Source organism: Macrococcus epidermidis (genome assembly GCF_024205965.1).
Lineage (GTDB): Bacteria > Bacillota > Bacilli > Staphylococcales > Staphylococcaceae > Macrococcoides > Macrococcoides epidermidis.
In genome coordinates this window covers 1,222,179-1,240,509 of sequence record NZ_CP073819.1, presented here as the reverse complement: position 1 = coordinate 1,240,509, position 18,331 = coordinate 1,222,179, and the positions used below count along the sequence as shown (strand labels likewise).

17 protein-coding genes are annotated in these 18,331 nt (G+C 33.4%); 6 read left to right on the top strand and 11 right to left on the bottom strand.

Going from position 1 to position 18,331, the window contains the following annotated elements; genetic code table 11:
• Nucleotides 1-51: 51 nt before the first annotated feature.
• On the bottom strand, nt 52-990 hold the full coding sequence (locus tag KFV12_RS06465; RefSeq protein WP_254257599.1) for a metal ABC transporter solute-binding protein, Zn/Mn family: 939 nt from the start codon (nt 988-990) through the stop codon (nt 52-54).
• Nucleotides 991-1,255: 265 nt separating this feature from the next.
• On the opposite strand from KFV12_RS06465, the gene KFV12_RS06460 reads away from it, so the two are divergent.
• Together KFV12_RS06460 and rpmG are read left to right on the top strand one after the other, a co-directional pair.
• Entirely contained in the window at nt 1,256-2,452 is a 1,197-nt protein-coding gene (locus KFV12_RS06460) for a GTP-binding protein (RefSeq protein WP_302054735.1), read from the top strand.
• 33 nt (nt 2,453-2,485) lie between these two features.
• Nucleotides 2,486-2,635, top strand: a complete 150-nt coding sequence (gene rpmG / locus KFV12_RS06455) for a 50S ribosomal protein L33 (protein ID WP_096076614.1) — start codon at nt 2,486-2,488, stop codon at nt 2,633-2,635.
• A gap of 648 nt (nt 2,636-3,283) precedes the next feature.
• Here rpmG and KFV12_RS06450 read toward each other — a convergent pair.
• Entirely contained in the window at nt 3,284-4,762 is a 1,479-nt protein-coding gene (locus tag KFV12_RS06450; RefSeq protein ID WP_254257598.1) for a catalase, read from the bottom strand.
• 264 nt (nt 4,763-5,026) lie between these two features.
• Between KFV12_RS06450 and KFV12_RS06445 the strand changes: the two genes are divergently transcribed.
• Both KFV12_RS06445 and KFV12_RS06440 read left to right on the top strand, forming a co-directional pair.
• A complete protein-coding gene (locus tag KFV12_RS06445) occupies nt 5,027-6,466 on the top strand; it encodes an amino acid permease (RefSeq protein ID WP_239242704.1) in 1,440 nt (479 codons plus the stop codon).
• A 74-nt stretch (nt 6,467-6,540) separates the two neighbouring features.
• Nucleotides 6,541-6,858, top strand: a complete 318-nt coding sequence (locus KFV12_RS06440; RefSeq protein ID WP_099577849.1) for a hypothetical protein — start codon at nt 6,541-6,543, stop codon at nt 6,856-6,858.
• A gap of 26 nt (nt 6,859-6,884) precedes the next feature.
• Here the strand turns inward: KFV12_RS06440 and panD are convergent, their stop codons facing one another.
• Genes panD through panB form a run of 3 tightly spaced genes read right to left on the bottom strand, consistent with a single transcriptional unit; the run spans nt 6,885 to nt 8,947 of the window.
• Nucleotides 6,885-7,268: an aspartate 1-decarboxylase gene (panD, locus tag KFV12_RS06435; RefSeq protein WP_111714777.1), complete on the bottom strand. Its 384-nt coding sequence runs from the start codon at nt 7,266-7,268 to the stop codon at nt 6,885-6,887.
• Nucleotides 7,269-8,123, bottom strand: a complete 855-nt coding sequence (panC, locus tag KFV12_RS06430; protein ID WP_254257597.1) for a pantoate--beta-alanine ligase — start codon at nt 8,121-8,123, stop codon at nt 7,269-7,271.
• A gap of 2 nt (nt 8,124-8,125) precedes the next feature.
• Complete coding sequence (gene panB / locus KFV12_RS06425; protein ID WP_302054734.1) at nt 8,126-8,947, bottom strand: 3-methyl-2-oxobutanoate hydroxymethyltransferase; 822 nt, start codon at nt 8,945-8,947, stop codon at nt 8,126-8,128.
• A gap of 112 nt (nt 8,948-9,059) precedes the next feature.
• Here panB and KFV12_RS06420 point away from each other — a divergent pair, with 112 nt between their 5' ends.
• The gene (locus KFV12_RS06420) at nt 9,060-9,923 is read left to right on the top strand and encodes an oxidoreductase (protein ID WP_254257596.1); all 864 of its coding nucleotides are present in this window, start codon (nt 9,060-9,062) and stop codon (nt 9,921-9,923) included.
• A 43-nt stretch (nt 9,924-9,966) separates the two neighbouring features.
• Here the strand turns inward: KFV12_RS06420 and KFV12_RS06415 are convergent, their stop codons facing one another.
• The 4 genes from KFV12_RS06415 to KFV12_RS06400 are packed head-to-tail and all read right to left on the bottom strand — an operon-like array spanning nt 9,967 to nt 13,998.
• The gene (locus KFV12_RS06415) at nt 9,967-10,767 is read right to left on the bottom strand and encodes a Cof-type HAD-IIB family hydrolase (protein ID WP_254257595.1); all 801 of its coding nucleotides are present in this window, start codon (nt 10,765-10,767) and stop codon (nt 9,967-9,969) included.
• 47 nt (nt 10,768-10,814) lie between these two features.
• A complete protein-coding gene (gene thrB, locus KFV12_RS06410) occupies nt 10,815-11,699 on the bottom strand; it encodes a homoserine kinase (RefSeq protein ID WP_111714769.1) in 885 nt (294 codons plus the stop codon).
• Nucleotides 11,700-12,761: a threonine synthase gene (gene thrC, locus KFV12_RS06405; protein ID WP_111714767.1), complete on the bottom strand. Its 1,062-nt coding sequence runs from the start codon at nt 12,759-12,761 to the stop codon at nt 11,700-11,702.
• Between the two features lies 1 nt (nt 12,762).
• On the bottom strand, nt 12,763-13,998 hold the full coding sequence (locus KFV12_RS06400) for a homoserine dehydrogenase (protein WP_254257594.1): 1,236 nt from the start codon (nt 13,996-13,998) through the stop codon (nt 12,763-12,765).
• 119 nt (nt 13,999-14,117) lie between these two features.
• On the opposite strand from KFV12_RS06400, the gene KFV12_RS06395 reads away from it, so the two are divergent.
• A complete protein-coding gene (locus tag KFV12_RS06395; RefSeq protein WP_111714763.1) occupies nt 14,118-15,464 on the top strand; it encodes an aspartate kinase in 1,347 nt (448 codons plus the stop codon).
• A 38-nt stretch (nt 15,465-15,502) separates the two neighbouring features.
• Here KFV12_RS06395 and KFV12_RS06390 read toward each other — a convergent pair whose 3' ends face one another.
• Complete coding sequence (locus KFV12_RS06390) at nt 15,503-16,537, bottom strand: DUF2332 family protein (protein WP_254257593.1); 1,035 nt, start codon at nt 16,535-16,537, stop codon at nt 15,503-15,505.
• A 445-nt stretch (nt 16,538-16,982) separates the two neighbouring features.
• Entirely contained in the window at nt 16,983-18,320 is a 1,338-nt protein-coding gene (gene glnA, locus KFV12_RS06385) for a type I glutamate--ammonia ligase (protein WP_239242697.1), read from the bottom strand.
• Nucleotides 18,321-18,331: the final 11 nt, after the last annotated feature.

Sequence of the window (18,331 nt, the reverse complement as noted above, 5' to 3'; positions counted from 1 at the left end):
TCCGGCTATACCGAACCCAAATTTCAAAGATTAATTTACTTTATAAAACCTTTATTTATTGTTAAGTGCTTTATCTAATGAATCAATATTTGTTTTCATGAGATCCTGATATGTTACATCTTTTTTATCCTTATCTGTTAACACAGCCATATTGTGGAATGGCACAGCAGTAGCATTCGTTTTATCTTTAATAATATCAACTGTTTTTGTAGATATATTTTGTTCATATAGGATTACTGTTGCTTTTGATTTATTAATATGATTAATCATGTTAATAATATCACTTTGAGAAGGTTCTTCATTATTCATACCTGAAACCCCTTCCTGTTTAAAGCCGTAACGTTTAGCAAGATAGCCTATTGAATCATGTGAAATAAAAACTGTATCCTGCTTTTTAGTTTTTGTAATTGTTTTTAGCTGTTTATCTATTTCATCGATATCTTTTACAAGTTTTTCATAGTTTTTTGTGTATTCTTTTTCATGCTCTTTATCCTTTTTAACTAATTCATCTTTAATAACTTTTGCAAATGATTTATTCATTTCTGGATCAAGCCAAACATGTGGGTCATGTGCGCCATGGTCATGCTCATGGTCCGCTTCATGATCATGATCATGTTCCTCTCCCGCTAATAAATCATGCTCATCGATATCTTTTGCAAGTTGAACTGTCTTATCCTTTTTGTTAATAACTTTCGCTATTTTAGCACTCACCTGATCTAATTCATCACCTGAATAAAAGAAAAGGTCACTTTTTGCAATACGCATCGTATCTTTTTGTGTTGGTTCATATGTATGTATATCGATACCATTTGGATAGATACTCGATACAGTGACATGATCACCACCAATTTGTTCTATCATGCTTTTAAATGGAAAGACAGTAGTATAAACCTGTAGTTTATCGCCAGACTCTTTCTCACTACTTTTATTACCACATGCAGCCATCAATACTAATGTTGCAATTAATAATAATGAAAATAACTTCTTCATACGTTCATCTCCTATTTCGTAATCATTACGCTTTAACATTCTAAACCTTATTTAATAAGAAATCAATCACTAATTTTTTATTTTTTAACCCTAAGTCATTTTAATCCAATATAAAGGTCTATATAAATACATTTTATTATAGCAAGTAATATCTCCATTATATAGAAGAAAAAGTATTAAGAAAAATTTAATAAAAAAGCTTTACAAAAATTCATTCAAGGCGTATCATTATAAATCGTAAAGATTACGAATTGGAGGCAAGATTTTGAAAGTACCTATTACAGTATTAAGTGGTTTCTTAGGTAGTGGTAAAACGACGTTGCTCAATCATATCCTTACCAATAATGAAAATAAAAAAATCGGTGTAATTGTTAATGATATGAGTGAAGTGAATGTCGATGCTGACTTAGTACACATGTCACGTACAGACGAAAAAATGATACAACTTCAAAACGGTTGTATATGCTGCACATTAAGAGAAGATTTATTAATCGAAATTGATAAATTAGTTAAAAACAATCAGTTAGACTATATTGTTATTGAATCTACAGGTATTTCAGAACCTGTACCTGTTGCACAAACATTAACTTTAAATGATGAAGTGCTCAATATAAATCTAGCTGATAATACAATTTTAGATACGATGGTAACCGTTGTAGATGCCAATCGATTCTGGGACGATTATGCATCTGGTGATTCTTTAATAGATCGTAAAATGGCGAACGACGAAACTGACACACGTGAAGTCATCGATTTATTGATCGATCAGATTGAATTTGCAAATGTCATCCTTTTAAACAAGTGTGACCTTGTACACGTTGAAGATTTAAAAGAATTAGAAGCATTACTGCATCAATTGAATCCTGATGCTAAAATTTATCGTACTGAGCATTCAAATATTACATTAGATAACATCTTAAATACACGACTATTTGATTTCGATAAAGCCAGTCAGGCAGCAGGCTGGATAAAAGAATTAAATGAAGAACACACACCTGAAACAGAAGAATACGGGATAGCTTCATTTGTTTATAGAAGACAGCGTCCATTCCATCCAGAGCGATTTATGCAATTCTTAGAACATTTCTCATTAGATATTATTCGTTCAAAAGGTTTCTTCTGGCTAGCATCTCGAAATAATATGTGCGGTTTACTTTCTCAGGCAGGAAATTCTATGCAAATACAAGGTGCCGGTGAATGGATTGCAACTTATAATGAAGCAGATATTAAAGCAGAAATGCTGGAAGACCCTACATTGAAAGTCAGATGGCATCATGAATTTGGTGACCGTCAAACTGAGCTCGTATTCATTGGCATTGAGATGAATAAAGAACAAATTATTCAGGATTTAGATAATTGCCTGTTAACTGATGATGAGATGAAACAAGATTGGTCAACATTTAATGATCCGCTTCCACAGTTCACAGTTGCCGAACCAGTTGAAGCCGATGTTGTTTTATAAAATATTAAATAAAATTTAAAGGAGAGCATAAAAATGAGAGTAAATGTAACTTTAGCTTGTACAGAATGTGGAGATCGTAACTATATTACAAAGAAAAATAAAAGAAATAATCCTGAGCGTATTGAATTAATGAAATACAGCCCAAGATTAAAAAAATACACTTTACATCGCGAAACAAAATAATTATCGTTAAACGTGCAATATTATTGCGGTTATATATCAATACGACACAAGGCATCCGGTTGCGGATGCCTATTTTAATTACATTCATGCTGTCTGAACATATTATTGATCATAATTATAGAGATTAAATAAGTAAGTGACTTCAAACTTCTTTTGACGACACTTACTCAAACCATTTTTTCATTTTCACTAAGTAAGTGACTTCAAACTTCTTTTGACGACACTTACTCAAACCTTTTTTTCATTTTCATTAAGTAAGTGACTTCAAACTTCTATTGACGACACTTACTCAAACCATTTTTTCATTTTCATTAAGTAAGTGACTTCAAACTTCTTTTGACGACACTTACTCAAACCTTTTTTTCATTTTCGTTAAGTAAATGACTTCAAACTTCTTTTGACGACACTTACTCAAACCATTTTTTCATTTTCACTAAGTAAGTGACTTCAAACTTCTTTTGACGACACTTACTCAAACCTTTTTTTCATTTTCGTTAAGTAAGTGACTTCAAACTTCTTTTGACGACACTTACTCAAACCTTTTTTTCATTTTCGTTAAGTAAGTGACTTCAAACTTCTTTTGACGACACTTACAATTAAAACAATCAAAACCTGCACCCAAATTGGGTGCAGGCTTTAAAAATACTTCTATTCCCCTACTAAATCAACTTCATTAATATCAATATTCATGGCAGCTGCTACACCTTGTCCGTATAATGGATCTGCTTTATAGCAGTGTCTGATATGACGATGTTTAATTGGTGTTGAAACATCTTTCATTTCATTAGCTGTATTGATAAATAAACGTTTTTGTTCTTCTGGAGATAAAATATTAAATAATCTTCCAGGTTGTTCGAAATAATTTTCATCATCTTCTCTAAAGTTCCATTCGTATACTGCACTATCAACTGCTAGTGCAGGTTTTTTATACTTTGCATCATCCTGATGGTGTTGATACTGATTAGGATAATAATTTGTATGGCTACCTAAATTACCATCTACACGCATTGCACCATCTCTTGAGAATGGACATCCACCAGTAACTGCTTTTGGTGCGTTTACTGGAATTTGATGATGGTTAACACCTAAACGGTATCTTTGCGCATCACCATATGAGAATAATCTACCTTGTAACATTTTATCAGGTGAAAAATCTAAACCTGGGATAATATTTGTCGGAGCAAATGCAGCTTGTTCCACTTCAGCAAAATAATTCTCAGGATTTCTATTTAATTCAAATTCCCCAACTGGTATTAATGGGTACTCACCTTTATACCATACTTTCGTTAAATCGAATGGATTATCTTTATGATTTCTTGCTTGTTCTTCAGTCATCACCTGAATATACATTTTCCATTTAGGGAAGTCACCCGCTTCAATCGCATTGTATAAGTCACGTTGACTTGATTCACGATCTGTCGCAATAATTTGTGCTGCTTCCTCTGAAGTTAAATTTTCAATGCCTTGCTCAGTTCTGAAATGGAATTTCACCCATACACGCTCTCCAGCATCGTTATACATACTGTAAGTATGAGAACCAAATCCATGCATATGACGGAACCCTTTTGGAATACCACGATCACTCATTAATATTGTAACTTGGTGTAAAGCCTCAGGTAATGATGTCCAGAAATCCCAGTTACTTTCCGGATTATGCATATTTGTTCTTGGATCTCTTTTAACAACGTGATTTAAACTAGCAAATAACTTAGGATCACGGAAGAAGAATACCGGTGTATTATTACCGACTAAATCCCAGTTACCTTCTTCAGTATAAAATTTTAGTGCAAATCCACGGATATCACGTTCTGCTTCTGCTGCACCACGTTCACCTGCAACTGTTGAGAATCGAGCAAACATTTGTGTTTGTTTACCAACTTCACTAAAAATATTAGCATTTGTATACTTTGTGATATCATGTGTTACTGTAAAAGTACCATAAGCGCCACTACCTTTTGCATGCATTCTTCTTTCAGGAATAACTTCACGATCGAAATGTGCCATCTGCTCTAAAAAGAAAATATCCTGCATTACTAAAGGACCACGAGGCCCTGCTGTCATAGAATTTTCTCTATCGCCAACTGGTGCACCAAACAAACCTCTTAATTGATTATTATTTTCTGTCATATAATTTTTCCTCCTTGTTGATAACGATAAGAATAGGTCTTATTTATAATTATTATAATCTAGAAAATATAATAATGCAATTTAATTGTTTCTTAAATTTTTTTACTAGTGAAAATGCCGTCATAAAGGGATTTCTTTTTACTTTAACGCATAAAAGCATAGACGCATTAAAACTTTTGCTTGATAAATTTTTAGAATAGTCATACAATATAAAACATATTACTTTTATCTTTATAAATCAACGAAAGAAAGTTAGGTGTTGTTATGGAAAAGAAACAGATGGACAGAGATTTAAAAACGCGTCATATATCCATGATTGCGATCGGAGGCTCTATTGGTACAGGTCTATTTATGGCAAGTGGTGCTGTAATTTCACAGGCTGGTCCTGGTGGTGCTATTGTCGCTTATGCAATTATCGGAATTATGATTTATTTTCTGATGACAGCACTTGGAGAACTTGCAACATTTTATCCAGTATCAGGTGCATTTAATGCTTATGCAAGTCGTTTTATCGATCCTGCTGCAGGATTTACTGTAGGTTGGTTATATTGGATTATCTGGAGTTTAGTAACTAGTGTTGATATTTTAACCGCTTCACAAGTTTTAAGTTACTGGCAAATTTTTGGAGGTCTTCATCCTTTTATATGGTGTCTTATATTTTTAGCTTTATTATTTGCATTAAATGCATTTTCAGTAAAATCATTTGGTGAAGCTGAATTCTGGTTCAGTATTATTAAAGTGGCGACAATTATAATCTTCTTAATCATGGGATTGTTATTAATCTTCGGGATTATCGGTGGAGAACCTATCGGATTTAAAAATTTCACTATCGGAGATGCACCTTTCCATAATGGTATTCTTGGTTTACTTGGGGTACTCGTTGTTGCTGGTTTCTCTTTTGGTGGTACTGAAGTAGTAGCAGTAACTGCAGGAGAATCAGAAAACCCACAAGAATCGATGCCGAAAGCAATCAAGCAAGTTTTCTGGAGAATTTTGTTATTCTATATCGGTTCTATATTTATTATCGCTTGTATCATTCCTTATACGGATCCGAGATTATTAAATCAAAATAGCGATGTTGCGATGAGTCCATTTACGATTATCTTTGAAAAGGTCGGCATTCTGTTTGCAGCATCAGTTATGAATACTATTATCTTAACAGCTGTATTAAGTGCTGGTAACTCAGGTTTATATGCAACAAGCAGATTACTCTTTTCTTTAAGTCAGGATGGTAAGGCTCCTCGTTTTTTAGGGAATTTAAATAAGAATAAAATGCCGTTCAATGCGTTACTTGTAACAACAGCATTTATCATTATCATATTAATTTATGCCAATATAAATATGGGTGGTTATGGTAAGCTACTGAGCATGGTCGGTTCACTTGTCTTGATTGTTTGGTCAATTAGTATTATCAGTCACATAAGATTACGTCAGGCAATAAAAGCACAAGGAAAAAGTGTTGATCAGCTGTTACCATTTAAAGCACCACTATATCCAGTCGGTCCGATAATTGTTCTCATAACAATTGCATTTTTGATGATTGGTCAATCATTTGCTGATATTCAGGCAATGAACTGGGTTAAAGTGTTTGAATCATTCTTACCGTTAATTATTGCGTTAGCCGTATATTTCTCTTATAAAGTTATACGTAAAGTTAATGTTATCCCAGCACAAAAAATTAATTTAGATGAACATCAGCTATAAAATCACCCTTTACAATGTACTGTACATTGTAAAGGGTTTCTTTGTATAATTATAGTAACAAAGGAGTGATTAAGATGAGTGCAGGACAAACGAACCTATTTGATAATGTATTAAAAACAGATGAAAAATTTGTTATTGTCGTACAAGGTGTCTACGAAAAGAATGGACAAATCATCAAAAAAATATTAAGAGAATATCCAAGTTTAGATAGTACAGCAATGCACCGTCTATTTGAACATTTAAAAGATACTTATCTCTCTGAACCATTTGAAGATCATATGGTATTTTATGATATATCAGTATATACAAATGAAGATTATGCAGCTGATAATCTATTTGCACATACAAAACGACTACGCGGAAGCAATACATGGACACATACGCCTAAATAAAGAGACGTCTTTTGACGTCTCTTTATTTATAAAACGATTGTATGTGCAGTTTCATGCAGCAATGATTTAATCTTATTATTCTCATCCATTATCGCAACTTTAGGTTCGTGATGTTTCAATTCTTCTTCGTTTAATTGTGCATAAGAAATAATGATAATAATATCATCAACTTGTACTAAACGGGCTGCAGCACCATTTAAACAAATAACGCCACTTCCTCTTTCTCCTGAAATAACATACGTTTCAAGACGCGCACCGTTATTATTATTTACGATTTGTACTTTTTCATTTGGTAACATATCAACTGCATCCAATATGTCCTGATCTATTGTAATACTGCCAACATAATTTAAATTTGCTTCTGTAACGCGTGCACGGTGAATCTTACCGTTCATCATTGTTCTAATCACTTATTTATCATCCTTTAAAATAATATTATCAATCAATCGTGCTTTGCTGTATTTCACTGCTAATGAAATGAACACTTGTGTATCAATTTTTTCAACTTGTTTTAATTCAGGATAACTATAAATTGCAACTTCATCAATCTTACCAGCTGTATGCGCTGTTAAATATTTTTTTATTGCAGATTCAATTACTTCAACATTTCGCTCGCCGTTATCAAACAAAGTTTTTGCAATTTGTAAACTTTGTGAAAGTGCCACAGCTTCTAATCTTTCTGTTTCAGTTAAATACACATTTCTCGAGCTTTTCGCTAACCCATCCTGTTCACGCACTATATCTATCCCTACTATTTCAACAGAATGATTCATCTCTGTAACCATTTGTTCTATAATCGCAAGCTGTTGTGCATCCTTTTTACCGAAGTAAGCTTGATCTGGCTGAATTATATTAAATAATTTATTTACAACTGTAACAACACCATCAAAATGTCCAGGTCGTTTCGCACCTTCTAATACTTGCGCCATTGCACCTACTGTCAGTTGTATTTGCAATGAACTTGGATACATTTCTTCTGGTTCTGGCGCAAATACATAATCAATACCGTTCTCAGCTAATAATGCTTGGTCCTGATCGATTTGTCTTGGATAATCATCATAATCTTCATTCGGCCCAAATTGTAATGGGTTTACAAATACACTTGCTATGACAACATCGTTCTCACTTTGTGCACGTTTCATTAATGTCATATGACCTTCATGTAAAGCACCCATCGTTGGCACGAGTCCGATTGATTTTTGTTCACTTTTTAAAGATTTTACAATTGCTTGCATTTCTTTTATCGTCTTTACTTTTACTGTCAATTTTAAACCTCACCTTTATTTAATTCATCCATAATTTTTGCTTTGTATGTGTATTCCTCACTTGGGAATACGCCTGATTTTACTTCTTCATTAAATTGTTTTATCGCATCTACGCCTGTCGAGAAGTCACCATAAACTTTAACAAATTTCGCACGGTGATCTTGTTCATATTGTAATATATCATGATATACAAGTACTTGCCCGTCCGTACCATTTCCTGCACCGATACCGATAATCGGAATATTCACCGTCTGACTAATTGTTTTAGCTAAGTCGCTTGGAATCACTTCTAATACGATCATGATGGCACCTGCAACCTCCATCGCTTTACAATCTTCAATGAGTTGTGTTGCGGCATCTTTAGTCTTCGCTTGTACACTATAACCCATAACACCAACAGATTGTGGCGTTAATCCTAAATGCGCGACAACTGGTATCCCAATTTGTTTACAACGTGCAACGAAATCTCTTAAATGTGCACCTTCTGCTTTAATTGCATTGGCATTTGTTGTTTGATATAACGTTAATGCATTATTCAAATCTTGTTCCATACTGATGCCGACACTACCTATCGGCATATCGACAATCACAAATGTATTCGGCGCACCACGACGCACTGCTCGTCCGTGATGAATCATGTCATCTAGTGTAACCTGCACTGTCGTTTCATATCCTAACACTGTCATACCAAGACTATCTCCAACAAGTATTGTATCAATACCTGCTTTTTCAACTTGTCTTGCACTCGGATAATCATATGCAGTCAGCATCGTAATCTTTTCACCGTTCTGTTTCATCTTGTATAAATCTTGAGTCGTTCTCAAATTCTTCACACCTTTTTTCATAGTATATACATTATAGTGTGTAAAGGAGTGTGTGTATAGTTTAATATAATAATATATTAATGAAATAATTTATTATACGAGGAGAATTATGATGAAGAATATAGCAATTATTGGTGCTGGTGCTGTCGGAAGTATTATACTGCATCTAATATCAAAAGATAAATCTCTTAATATCGATATATTTGCGACAAATAAGAGAGACATCAACTTACAAATAGATAATAAAAAAATATCGTTACCCTACAAAACACAAATGCTAAAAGAATCATCTAAAAAATACGATGTCATATTTATTACAACAAAAGCATATACATTAAAAGACATCGTACCCTATATTGAGAATATAACGCACCCTGAAACAATTATTATCATTTGCCAGAATGGTTACTCTCAAACAGAGCGAATAACGCATCCTAACACCTTCCATGCAGTCGTCTATATTAGCGGACAGAAAAAAGATGATATCGTAATATATTTTAGAGATAATCGACTTGTATTGCCGAACAATGCGCATACTAAAAAACTGCAATCGATATTTCTAAATACAGACCTTGATATAACGATTAGCGATAATTATCTTCAACAAATCTGGTTTAAACTGCTTGTTAATCTTGGCATCAACTCAATGACAGCATTAACGAAAAATACCGCACAAGTATTAAAAGTAGAGGAAGTTAATCAAGTTTTAAATCAGTTATTAAAAGAAGGTATCACAGTGGCAAATAAAGACGGATTGACATTTAATGAAGATACGATAGATGAAATATTAAATATATATAACGGCTATCCTGATCATATGGGCACATCGATGTACTATGATGTACAAGAGAATGCATTAACAGAATTTGAGTTTATTCAGGGATATATTTATACACGTGCAAGACATCATCAACTAAATACCCCTTTACTAGACATCGTTTATGCACTCTTAAAAGGATATCAATATAACCGTTGAAAAAACGCAGGTCATAATAAATTTGATGACCTGCGTTTTATTATTATAAATATTGTTTAACAATACGTGCGATTCCATCCTGATTATGATCGTCAGTTATAACATCCGCGATTGCTTTTATATTGTCATTTGCATTCCCCATTGCAACACCAAGTCCTGCAAATTCAAGCATATCCTTATCGTTATTACTATCTCCGAAAGCCATAACCTCACTTGGTTGAATGTCTAACTTATCAACGAGCTGTTTTAAAACTTTACCTTTAGATACATTTTTATTCATAAACTCAAGGAAGAATGGTTTAGAAGTCGTAGCATGGATATCATCGTTAAATCTACCACCGATTGTCTCGTTCATCGCACTAATTTTATCGATATCATCAACACCCATTAATTTCGGAACATTTATCTGTACAAATGTTTTCAAATCATCAACAGGCTGCATCGGCAGACCTGTTAATTCATGTTCAACATTCATGTATTCATGTGTGCCTTCATAAACGATTGTGTTATCGATATATGTTAATACAAAGACATCACGTGCCTTCAAATAATCATAAACTTCATCGAACGACGCTTTGCTGACATATGTCTCTGCAATACGTTCTCCTGTTTGCATATCTGTTACTTCAGCCCCATTATAACTTAAGATGTATGATCCATATTCAGCAAGTTTTAAAGTTTTTGCAGCATCAAGCATACCACCAGTTGGTCTTCCAGATGCAAGTACCACTTTGATGCCTTTTTCCTGTGCCTCTATTAATACTTCTTTCGTTGAATCCAGAATAGTATTGTTAGATGTTAAAAGCGTATCATCCATATCTAAAACAATCATTTTATATTGCATTTTCTTCACTCCATATCATTTAATAAAGTTATCGTATCATAAAATAATTATTTTTCGTATGCAATAACACCATTAACATCAACTTGAATGTGTTTAACTTCACAATTTTGTAACTGATTGAGTTGTTTAAAGTTTTCATTGAAATGATCTGGGTGACATACGACAAAGATGGACGGGCCTGCACCACTTAAAAATGCAAAACAATCTCCGGTAATTGCTGCTCTCACCATTTCATAATGTGGCACTAAATGTTTACGATATGGTTCATGGTATACATCCTGCATCATCATTTGACCAGCAGTAACGTAATCTTTTGCGTACAATGCTGCAATGAGCATATTTCCAATTGCACCTGCTTCAACAGCTTTACTATATTGTAAGCTTGCAGGTAAGGCTTCACGTGCTTCACTTGTTTTTAGTTCATAGTTTGGAATAACCACCATGATCGGCCATTCAATGACAGGAACCTGCAATGTTCTTGTAGTATTGTGATGTGCATTATAATAGCCTACCACAACACCACCCAATACACTTGGTGCAACATTGTCAGGATGACCTTCAATTTCAGATAATAGACTTACTTTTTCCTCTTTCGACAAATCCAGCCCATAAAAATAATCAATAATTTCAAGGCTCGCAATTAAAGCTGAACCTGAACTACCTAAACCTCTTGCTAAAGGAATATCTGTATGCATAACAACAGTAAAGGATTTTGTTTGTAAATTAAATTTTTCCATAAAATATGAACAGTATTTACGTATATAATGTTCCTCATTATTTTCTAAACCAGCAAGTTCCTCACCAAAATGCTGGATATTCCACGCGTCACTTTCTGAAACTTCTAATTCTAAATAAAGATTAACTGCCATCCCCAATGAATCAAATCCTGGTCCTAAATTCGATGTAGATGCAGGTACTTTTATATATAACATTTAAATCACCGACTCAATATATTTTATGATAGCTTCTTCTTCATTTTTTAATACTTTAGGTTGTACTTCTATAGTATCTATCGCTGTTTGTGGATCTTTTAGTCCGTTACCTGTTAATACTGCGACGATTCTTTTGCCTTTCGGGAGTTTACCAGCTTTATGCGTCTTAATTAAACCTGCGATGCTTGCGTTACTACCTGGTTCAGCAAATACACCTTCTTTACTCGTAATGAGTTGATAAGCTTCTAAAATTTCTTCATCAGTTACTGCATCTATTAATCCTGAAGATTCATCTCGTGCATTTTCAGCGAGTTTCCAGCTTGCAGGATTTCCGATACGAATCGCTGTAGCAATTGTTTCCGGTTTGTCAATCACATGACCTTTTACAATAGGTGCCGCACCTTCAGCCTGAAAACCAAACATTTGAGGTAATGAAGTATTATGCTTTTCTGCATACTCTTTAAAACCTTTCCAGTATGCAGAAATATTTCCGGCATTCCCTACTGGAATTGCTAAAATATCTGGAGATGCACCAAGTTGTTCTATCACTTCAAAAGCTGCAGTTTTTTGTCCTTCAAGACGATATGGATTAACTGAATTTACGAGTGCGATATCATCTCTTATTTCACTCACTTTTCTAACGATATTTAACGCTTCATCAAAGTTGCCTTCAATCGATACAATTTCAGCGCCATAAATAATTGCCTGTGCAAGTTTCCCCATCGCAATCTTTCCTTCCGGAATGACAACGACAGTCTTTAATCCAGCACGGGCTGCATAAGCTGCAGCAGATGCTGAAGTATTACCAGTAGATGCACAGATAACGATTTCCTTACCTTCTTCTTTTGCTTTAGCAACAGCCATCACCATACCTCTATCTTTAAAAGAACCTGTAGGATTTGCACCCTCAACTTTTACATACACTTCATTTTCCAGTAATTCAGAAAGAAATGGCATATGAATTAATGGTGTTCCTCCTTCATTCAATGTAAGTGATGGTGTATTTTCATTTATCGGTAAATAGGCTTTATATTCTTCTAGTAATCCATTCCATCTTTTCATGCTAAACACCTTCGATTCTGTATATTTTGTATATTTCATTTAATTGATTTAAATAATCCTTAATCGTCTCATAATCCTGTGCATTTAATTCATTACATTCAAGTGCAACAATGCCGTCCTGAACGATATATCGAGAATGTTTGATATCCTTTAACAATGTATCGACCTTACTATCAGCAAATAAATCAATCATTAGCAGCATATTGTGAGAGTGATTAGATTGTACTGATTTAGTATTTACTTCAAGATGAAGCGGTAAATTATGGTTATCAGTGTCAAACATTTCAATAATATGCAGTAAATCACTAACTACTGCACTACCAGTGGCAAGACTACCAGCACCTTTACCATAATACATCGTATCGCCTACAGCGTTACCATCAATATAGATTGCGTTATATTCATTTTCAACATGCGCTAACTGGTGCGTTTGTGGAATAGCAGTTGGTGCAACAGATAACTTAGCTTGTTTTCCATCATATAAACCGTTACCGATTAATTTTATGCGATATCCAAGCTGTTTTGCCAGCTCTATATGACTTAATCGCACATCTCGAATACCTTCAACCGCACAATCCTGTAATTTGTTGAACTGATTAAACGCTAAGTAGCTCATAATCACTACTTTTCTTTGCGCATCGATACCATCAACATCTGCTGTTGGATCTGCTTCGGCATATCCTAATTCAGTAGCAATTTTCAAAGCTTCTTCATAAGACTGACCTTCATTGCTCATCTTACTTAAAATAAAATTACTTGTACCATTAAATATACCCATAAAATGTGTAATACCATTAGCACTTAAGCCATAGTTCAACGCATTGATAATCGGAATACCTCCAGCTACTGCTGCTTCGTATTTTAATGAAACGCCAGATTCACGGGATGCATTTTCTAATACTTCTAATCGCTCTGCAAGTAAATCTTTATTTGCGGTAATCACATGAATTTTATTCTGTAATGCTGCTTTAATTAATACATAAGTGTCATCTATTCCACCCATCACTTCAATAAGAATATCAATGTCGCTATTCACGATTGATTTTAAATCTGTTGTTAAGTGATATTGTTCTACATCTATATCACGTTTTTTATTTATATTATGAACACCGATTGCGGTGATAAGTAATTCTGTATTAAGCTTTTCTTTAATTTGTTCTTTATTTTCTTCTATGATACGAACAACACCTGTTCCTACTGTTCCTAGTCCGAGTAAGCCAATCTTTAATTGTTTCATAGCAACCTCCTGTTTTTCTGATAAATACAAATGTACTCTTGAAAAAGATTTATATTTATAGTATAACTAAGTCATTAATAAAGTAAAGCTTAAAATACAAAAAGAAGAGAGTGTTGTTAATGATCGTATGTAAATTTGGAGGCAGCAGTGTTGCAAATGCGCAGCAAATAAGGAAAATCCTAAATATAATAAATCAAAATGATCAACGAAAAATTGTAATTGTTTCAGCACCAGGGAAACGATATGCTGAAGATGTCAAAGTAACTGACTTATTAATTCAATTATACGATAAAGTACTGCTAAGTGAAAAATATGACAATAAATTAAATGATATTCTTCACCGTTTTGAAAGTATAGAAGATGAATTAGGATTAACGACATCATTAACCCCTCTTTTCAAGACACAACTTCTGGACTTTATACAAAAATATAATAATCAGCCATTACGATTACTTGATGCACTAAAAAGTTCAGGTGAAGATTTTAATGCACAGCTCATTGCAGCATATAATAATCAAAATGGTATAAAAACAACTTATCTATCTCCGAAAGCATTAAATATGATTGTGTCAGACGAACCAGGTAACGCGATTATACTAGATGATAGCTATGAAAAAATTTATAAGGTTATTCAAAATATCGAAGGAAAAATAATTATTCCAGGATTTTTTGGCGTAAATGAAAACGGAGATCGCGTCACTTTCTCCAGAGGCGGAAGTGATATAACAGGAGCAATTATTTCAAGAAGTGTTCATGCTGAAATTTATGAAAACTTCACGGATGTCTCAGGAATTTTTGCCGCCAACCCTAATATAGTGGAAAATCCAGCTTCCATACACAACTTAACATATGCAGAAATGCGCGAACTTTCATATGCCGGATTCAATGTTTTTCATGATGAAGCATTAATGCCATTATACAAAGAAGGTATTCCCGTCAATATTAAAAATACAAACGATCCAGACCATCCTGGAACGATGATTACTAAAACTAGAGCTTCAAGCGGTGTTGTCGGTGTAAGTTGTGATTCTGGCTTTGTTAGTATTAATATGACTAAGTATTTAATGAATAGAGAAATAGGTTTTACAAGAAAGTTATTAACGATACTTGAAAGCAATAATATTTCTTATGAACATATGCCATCTGGTATTGATGATATCAGTTTAATCATTAGAAAAAATCAGTTCAACGATAATTTGTATGCACTGATCACTGAAATAAAAAATCAACTCAATGTTGATGATATTTCTGTAGAAGAGAATATAGCAATTCTCATGATTGTTGGACTAGGTATGAAAACTCAGGTTGGTACAGCAAATAAAGCGACAGAAGCATTCAGACGGAATAATATTAACTTGAAGATGATCAATCAGGGGTCTTCAGAAATTAGTATGATGTTTGGGATAGATGAAACAGATGAAAGAAAAGCAGTACAAGCCATATATGATGCATATTTTACGGCATAAAAAAACAGCGCAAAAATGCGCTGTTTTTTTTATTCAATCTAGAATATCACTTTTTGATTATGTAACCAATCAATGGTCAATGTATTTAAATCAAAATGTGCTAGTTTTTGACGTTGTAATTTACCCTCAACAAATGAATCCAGATAGATATCATTATTAAAAATTTGATGATGAACATGATATATTTCATGCGTTTGTGAAAACTCACTAATGATTTCCATTAACTGTTGCTTTTTATCATCTGACCAATTTTTGGTCACATGAATATGAAATAAAATAACAGCTTCATCTTCTGGTAATGTCGCAAGTACATCTGGTAAAAGCGTAAGCTCATCGCCTTCTAATATTTCAACAGGATGTTCCAGAAATACTTTGCGTGCTTTCATAAAATGTTTACGTCGCTTCGTCTCTTCCGGATAATAAAGACTCATCAGCCAGAAATATTCATCATCAAGCGTTAAATCAATCTTATTTTTTGTGATACCCACTTTTTTATGTGGATGTGCAAGATTTGATATATCAAACCCTTCGTCATAGCCATTTAATTTAACTTTAATATTAAAATCTTTCGTATTACCAATTTCTATTTTTTTATTGAAAGTATAGCCATACCAATCATAATTAAGTAATAATCCACCCTTTGAACCAAGTTCTACAACATTAAATTGTTCCTGTCCACTTAACTTAATAATATGCTGAAAGACAGGAACTAACACAGAAGAGCGTTCAACAATATTCTTCTTCAAGTTAAATCGTTCAATGTCACCTAATAAATCAGAGAAATGTGATTCCTGAAAAGCAAGAAATGCTTTTATCATCTCTTTTGAAGGTTTCTTTGGATCATTCGTAAAGTTTAGATAATAATCACGTAATTGATCCTCGTAAATATATAGATGTTTTAACACAGAAGACAAGTATAAAGAAATAAAATGTGCATTAAAAAAATGAGGCTTAATCTTTATCATTAATTGTTCTTCTTCTGCGATTTGCTTAGTGATGTAACTATACAGCGGGCTGTCTTCTTTGACAGCTTCTGAATATGCAATAAATTGCTTTTTAATTTTTTCTGGCATCTTGCTGCCTCCATTTATTTATTTATAAACTATTAATTCTATATTTTTCATAATAAATATAAATAATAATTAGCCACATTCAACATATTCTATATTAATCTATGGATAGTTTCAATATGTATATACCCTTTTTGGTCATTTTTAATAATATAATTATTTTTTTATAATTATCATACTATTTAATTGTAAATTTTATGTAAATACGACACATTAAGTGTAAAACAACATACGTTTTTGATATATTTACATTGTAAACAATAATTATTCTTTAATGGAGCGTATAATTCTAAAAATTATTATTCATTAAATATAAAGGACGAAAAAGAAACGGATGTCACTTTAAATGAAGGTGAAATATTAAATATACAAAATGCTGTGAAAGTAAAAATTGAAAAAAAGTAATAAAAAAATAAACCGCCAACTTTTGTTGGCGGTTTAATCTATATTAATAATGCTTTAAGTACTGCTCAATTTCCCATTCACTTACTTGTAAACGATACATGTCCCACTCAATGCCTTTTGATCTTACGAATTGGCGGTAAATATGTTCACCTAATGCTTCTTTCATTAAGCCATCTTCACGCATTGCTTTAATTGCAGTGTATAAAGTTGATGGTAAATCTTCGATACCTACAGCTTCACGTTCTTCACGGTTCATTTCATAAATATTTTGATCCACTGGTGCTGGTGCTTCTAATTTATTTTTAATACCATCTAATCCAGCTTGTAAAATTACTGCTAACGCCATGTATGGGTTTGCTGCCGGGTCAACTGAACGTACTTCAACACGCGTAGATAAACCACGAGATGATGGAATACGAATTAATGGAGAACGGTTTTGGCCACTCCATGCAACGTAAACTGGTGCTTCATATCCAGGTACTAAACGTTTGTATGAGTTAACTAATGGGTTACATACCGCAGTAAATCCTCTTGCGTGTTTCATAATACCAGCGATGAAGTGACGTGCATCATCAGATAACTGCATATCACCACTTTCATCAAAGAACGCATTTTCTTTTGGTCCTTTGAATAATGACACGTTAAAGTGCATTCCTGATCCACTTAAACCGAATAATGGTTTCGGCATAAATGTCGCATGTAAATTATGTTTACGAGCAATTGTCTTAACTACTAATTTGAATGTTTGGATATTATCGCATGCTGTAATCGCATCTGCATATTTAAAGTCGATTTCATGTTGACCAGGTGCAACTTCATGGTGAGATGCTTCGATATCAAAGCCCATATCTTCTAATTCAAGTACGATATCACGACGGCAGTTTTCTCCTAAATCTGTTGGTGCTAAGTCAAAATAACCACCTTGGTCATTTAATTCTAAAGTTGGTTCGCCTTTTTCATCTAATTTGAAAAGGAAGAATTCCGGCTCAGGCCCTAAGTTGAAATCTGAAAATCCTAAATCTTGCATTTCTTTTAATACACGTTTTAAGTTAGAGCGTGGGTCACCAGCAAATGGTGTACCATCTGGTTTATAAATATCACAAATTAAACGTGCCACCTTACCTTTATCAGATGTCCAAGGGAAAATAACCCAAGTATCTAAGTCAGGATATAATTTCATATCAGATTCTTCAATACGTACGAATCCTTCAATTGATGAACCATCAAACATCATTTCATTATCTAATGCTTTGTCTAACTGACTGATTGGAATCTCAACGTTTTTAATTGCGCCTAAAATATCAGTAAATTGTAATCTTAAATAACGTACGTTTTGTTCCTCAGCAAATCTTTTAATATCTTCCTTAGTGTATTTAGCCATAATAGCCTCCA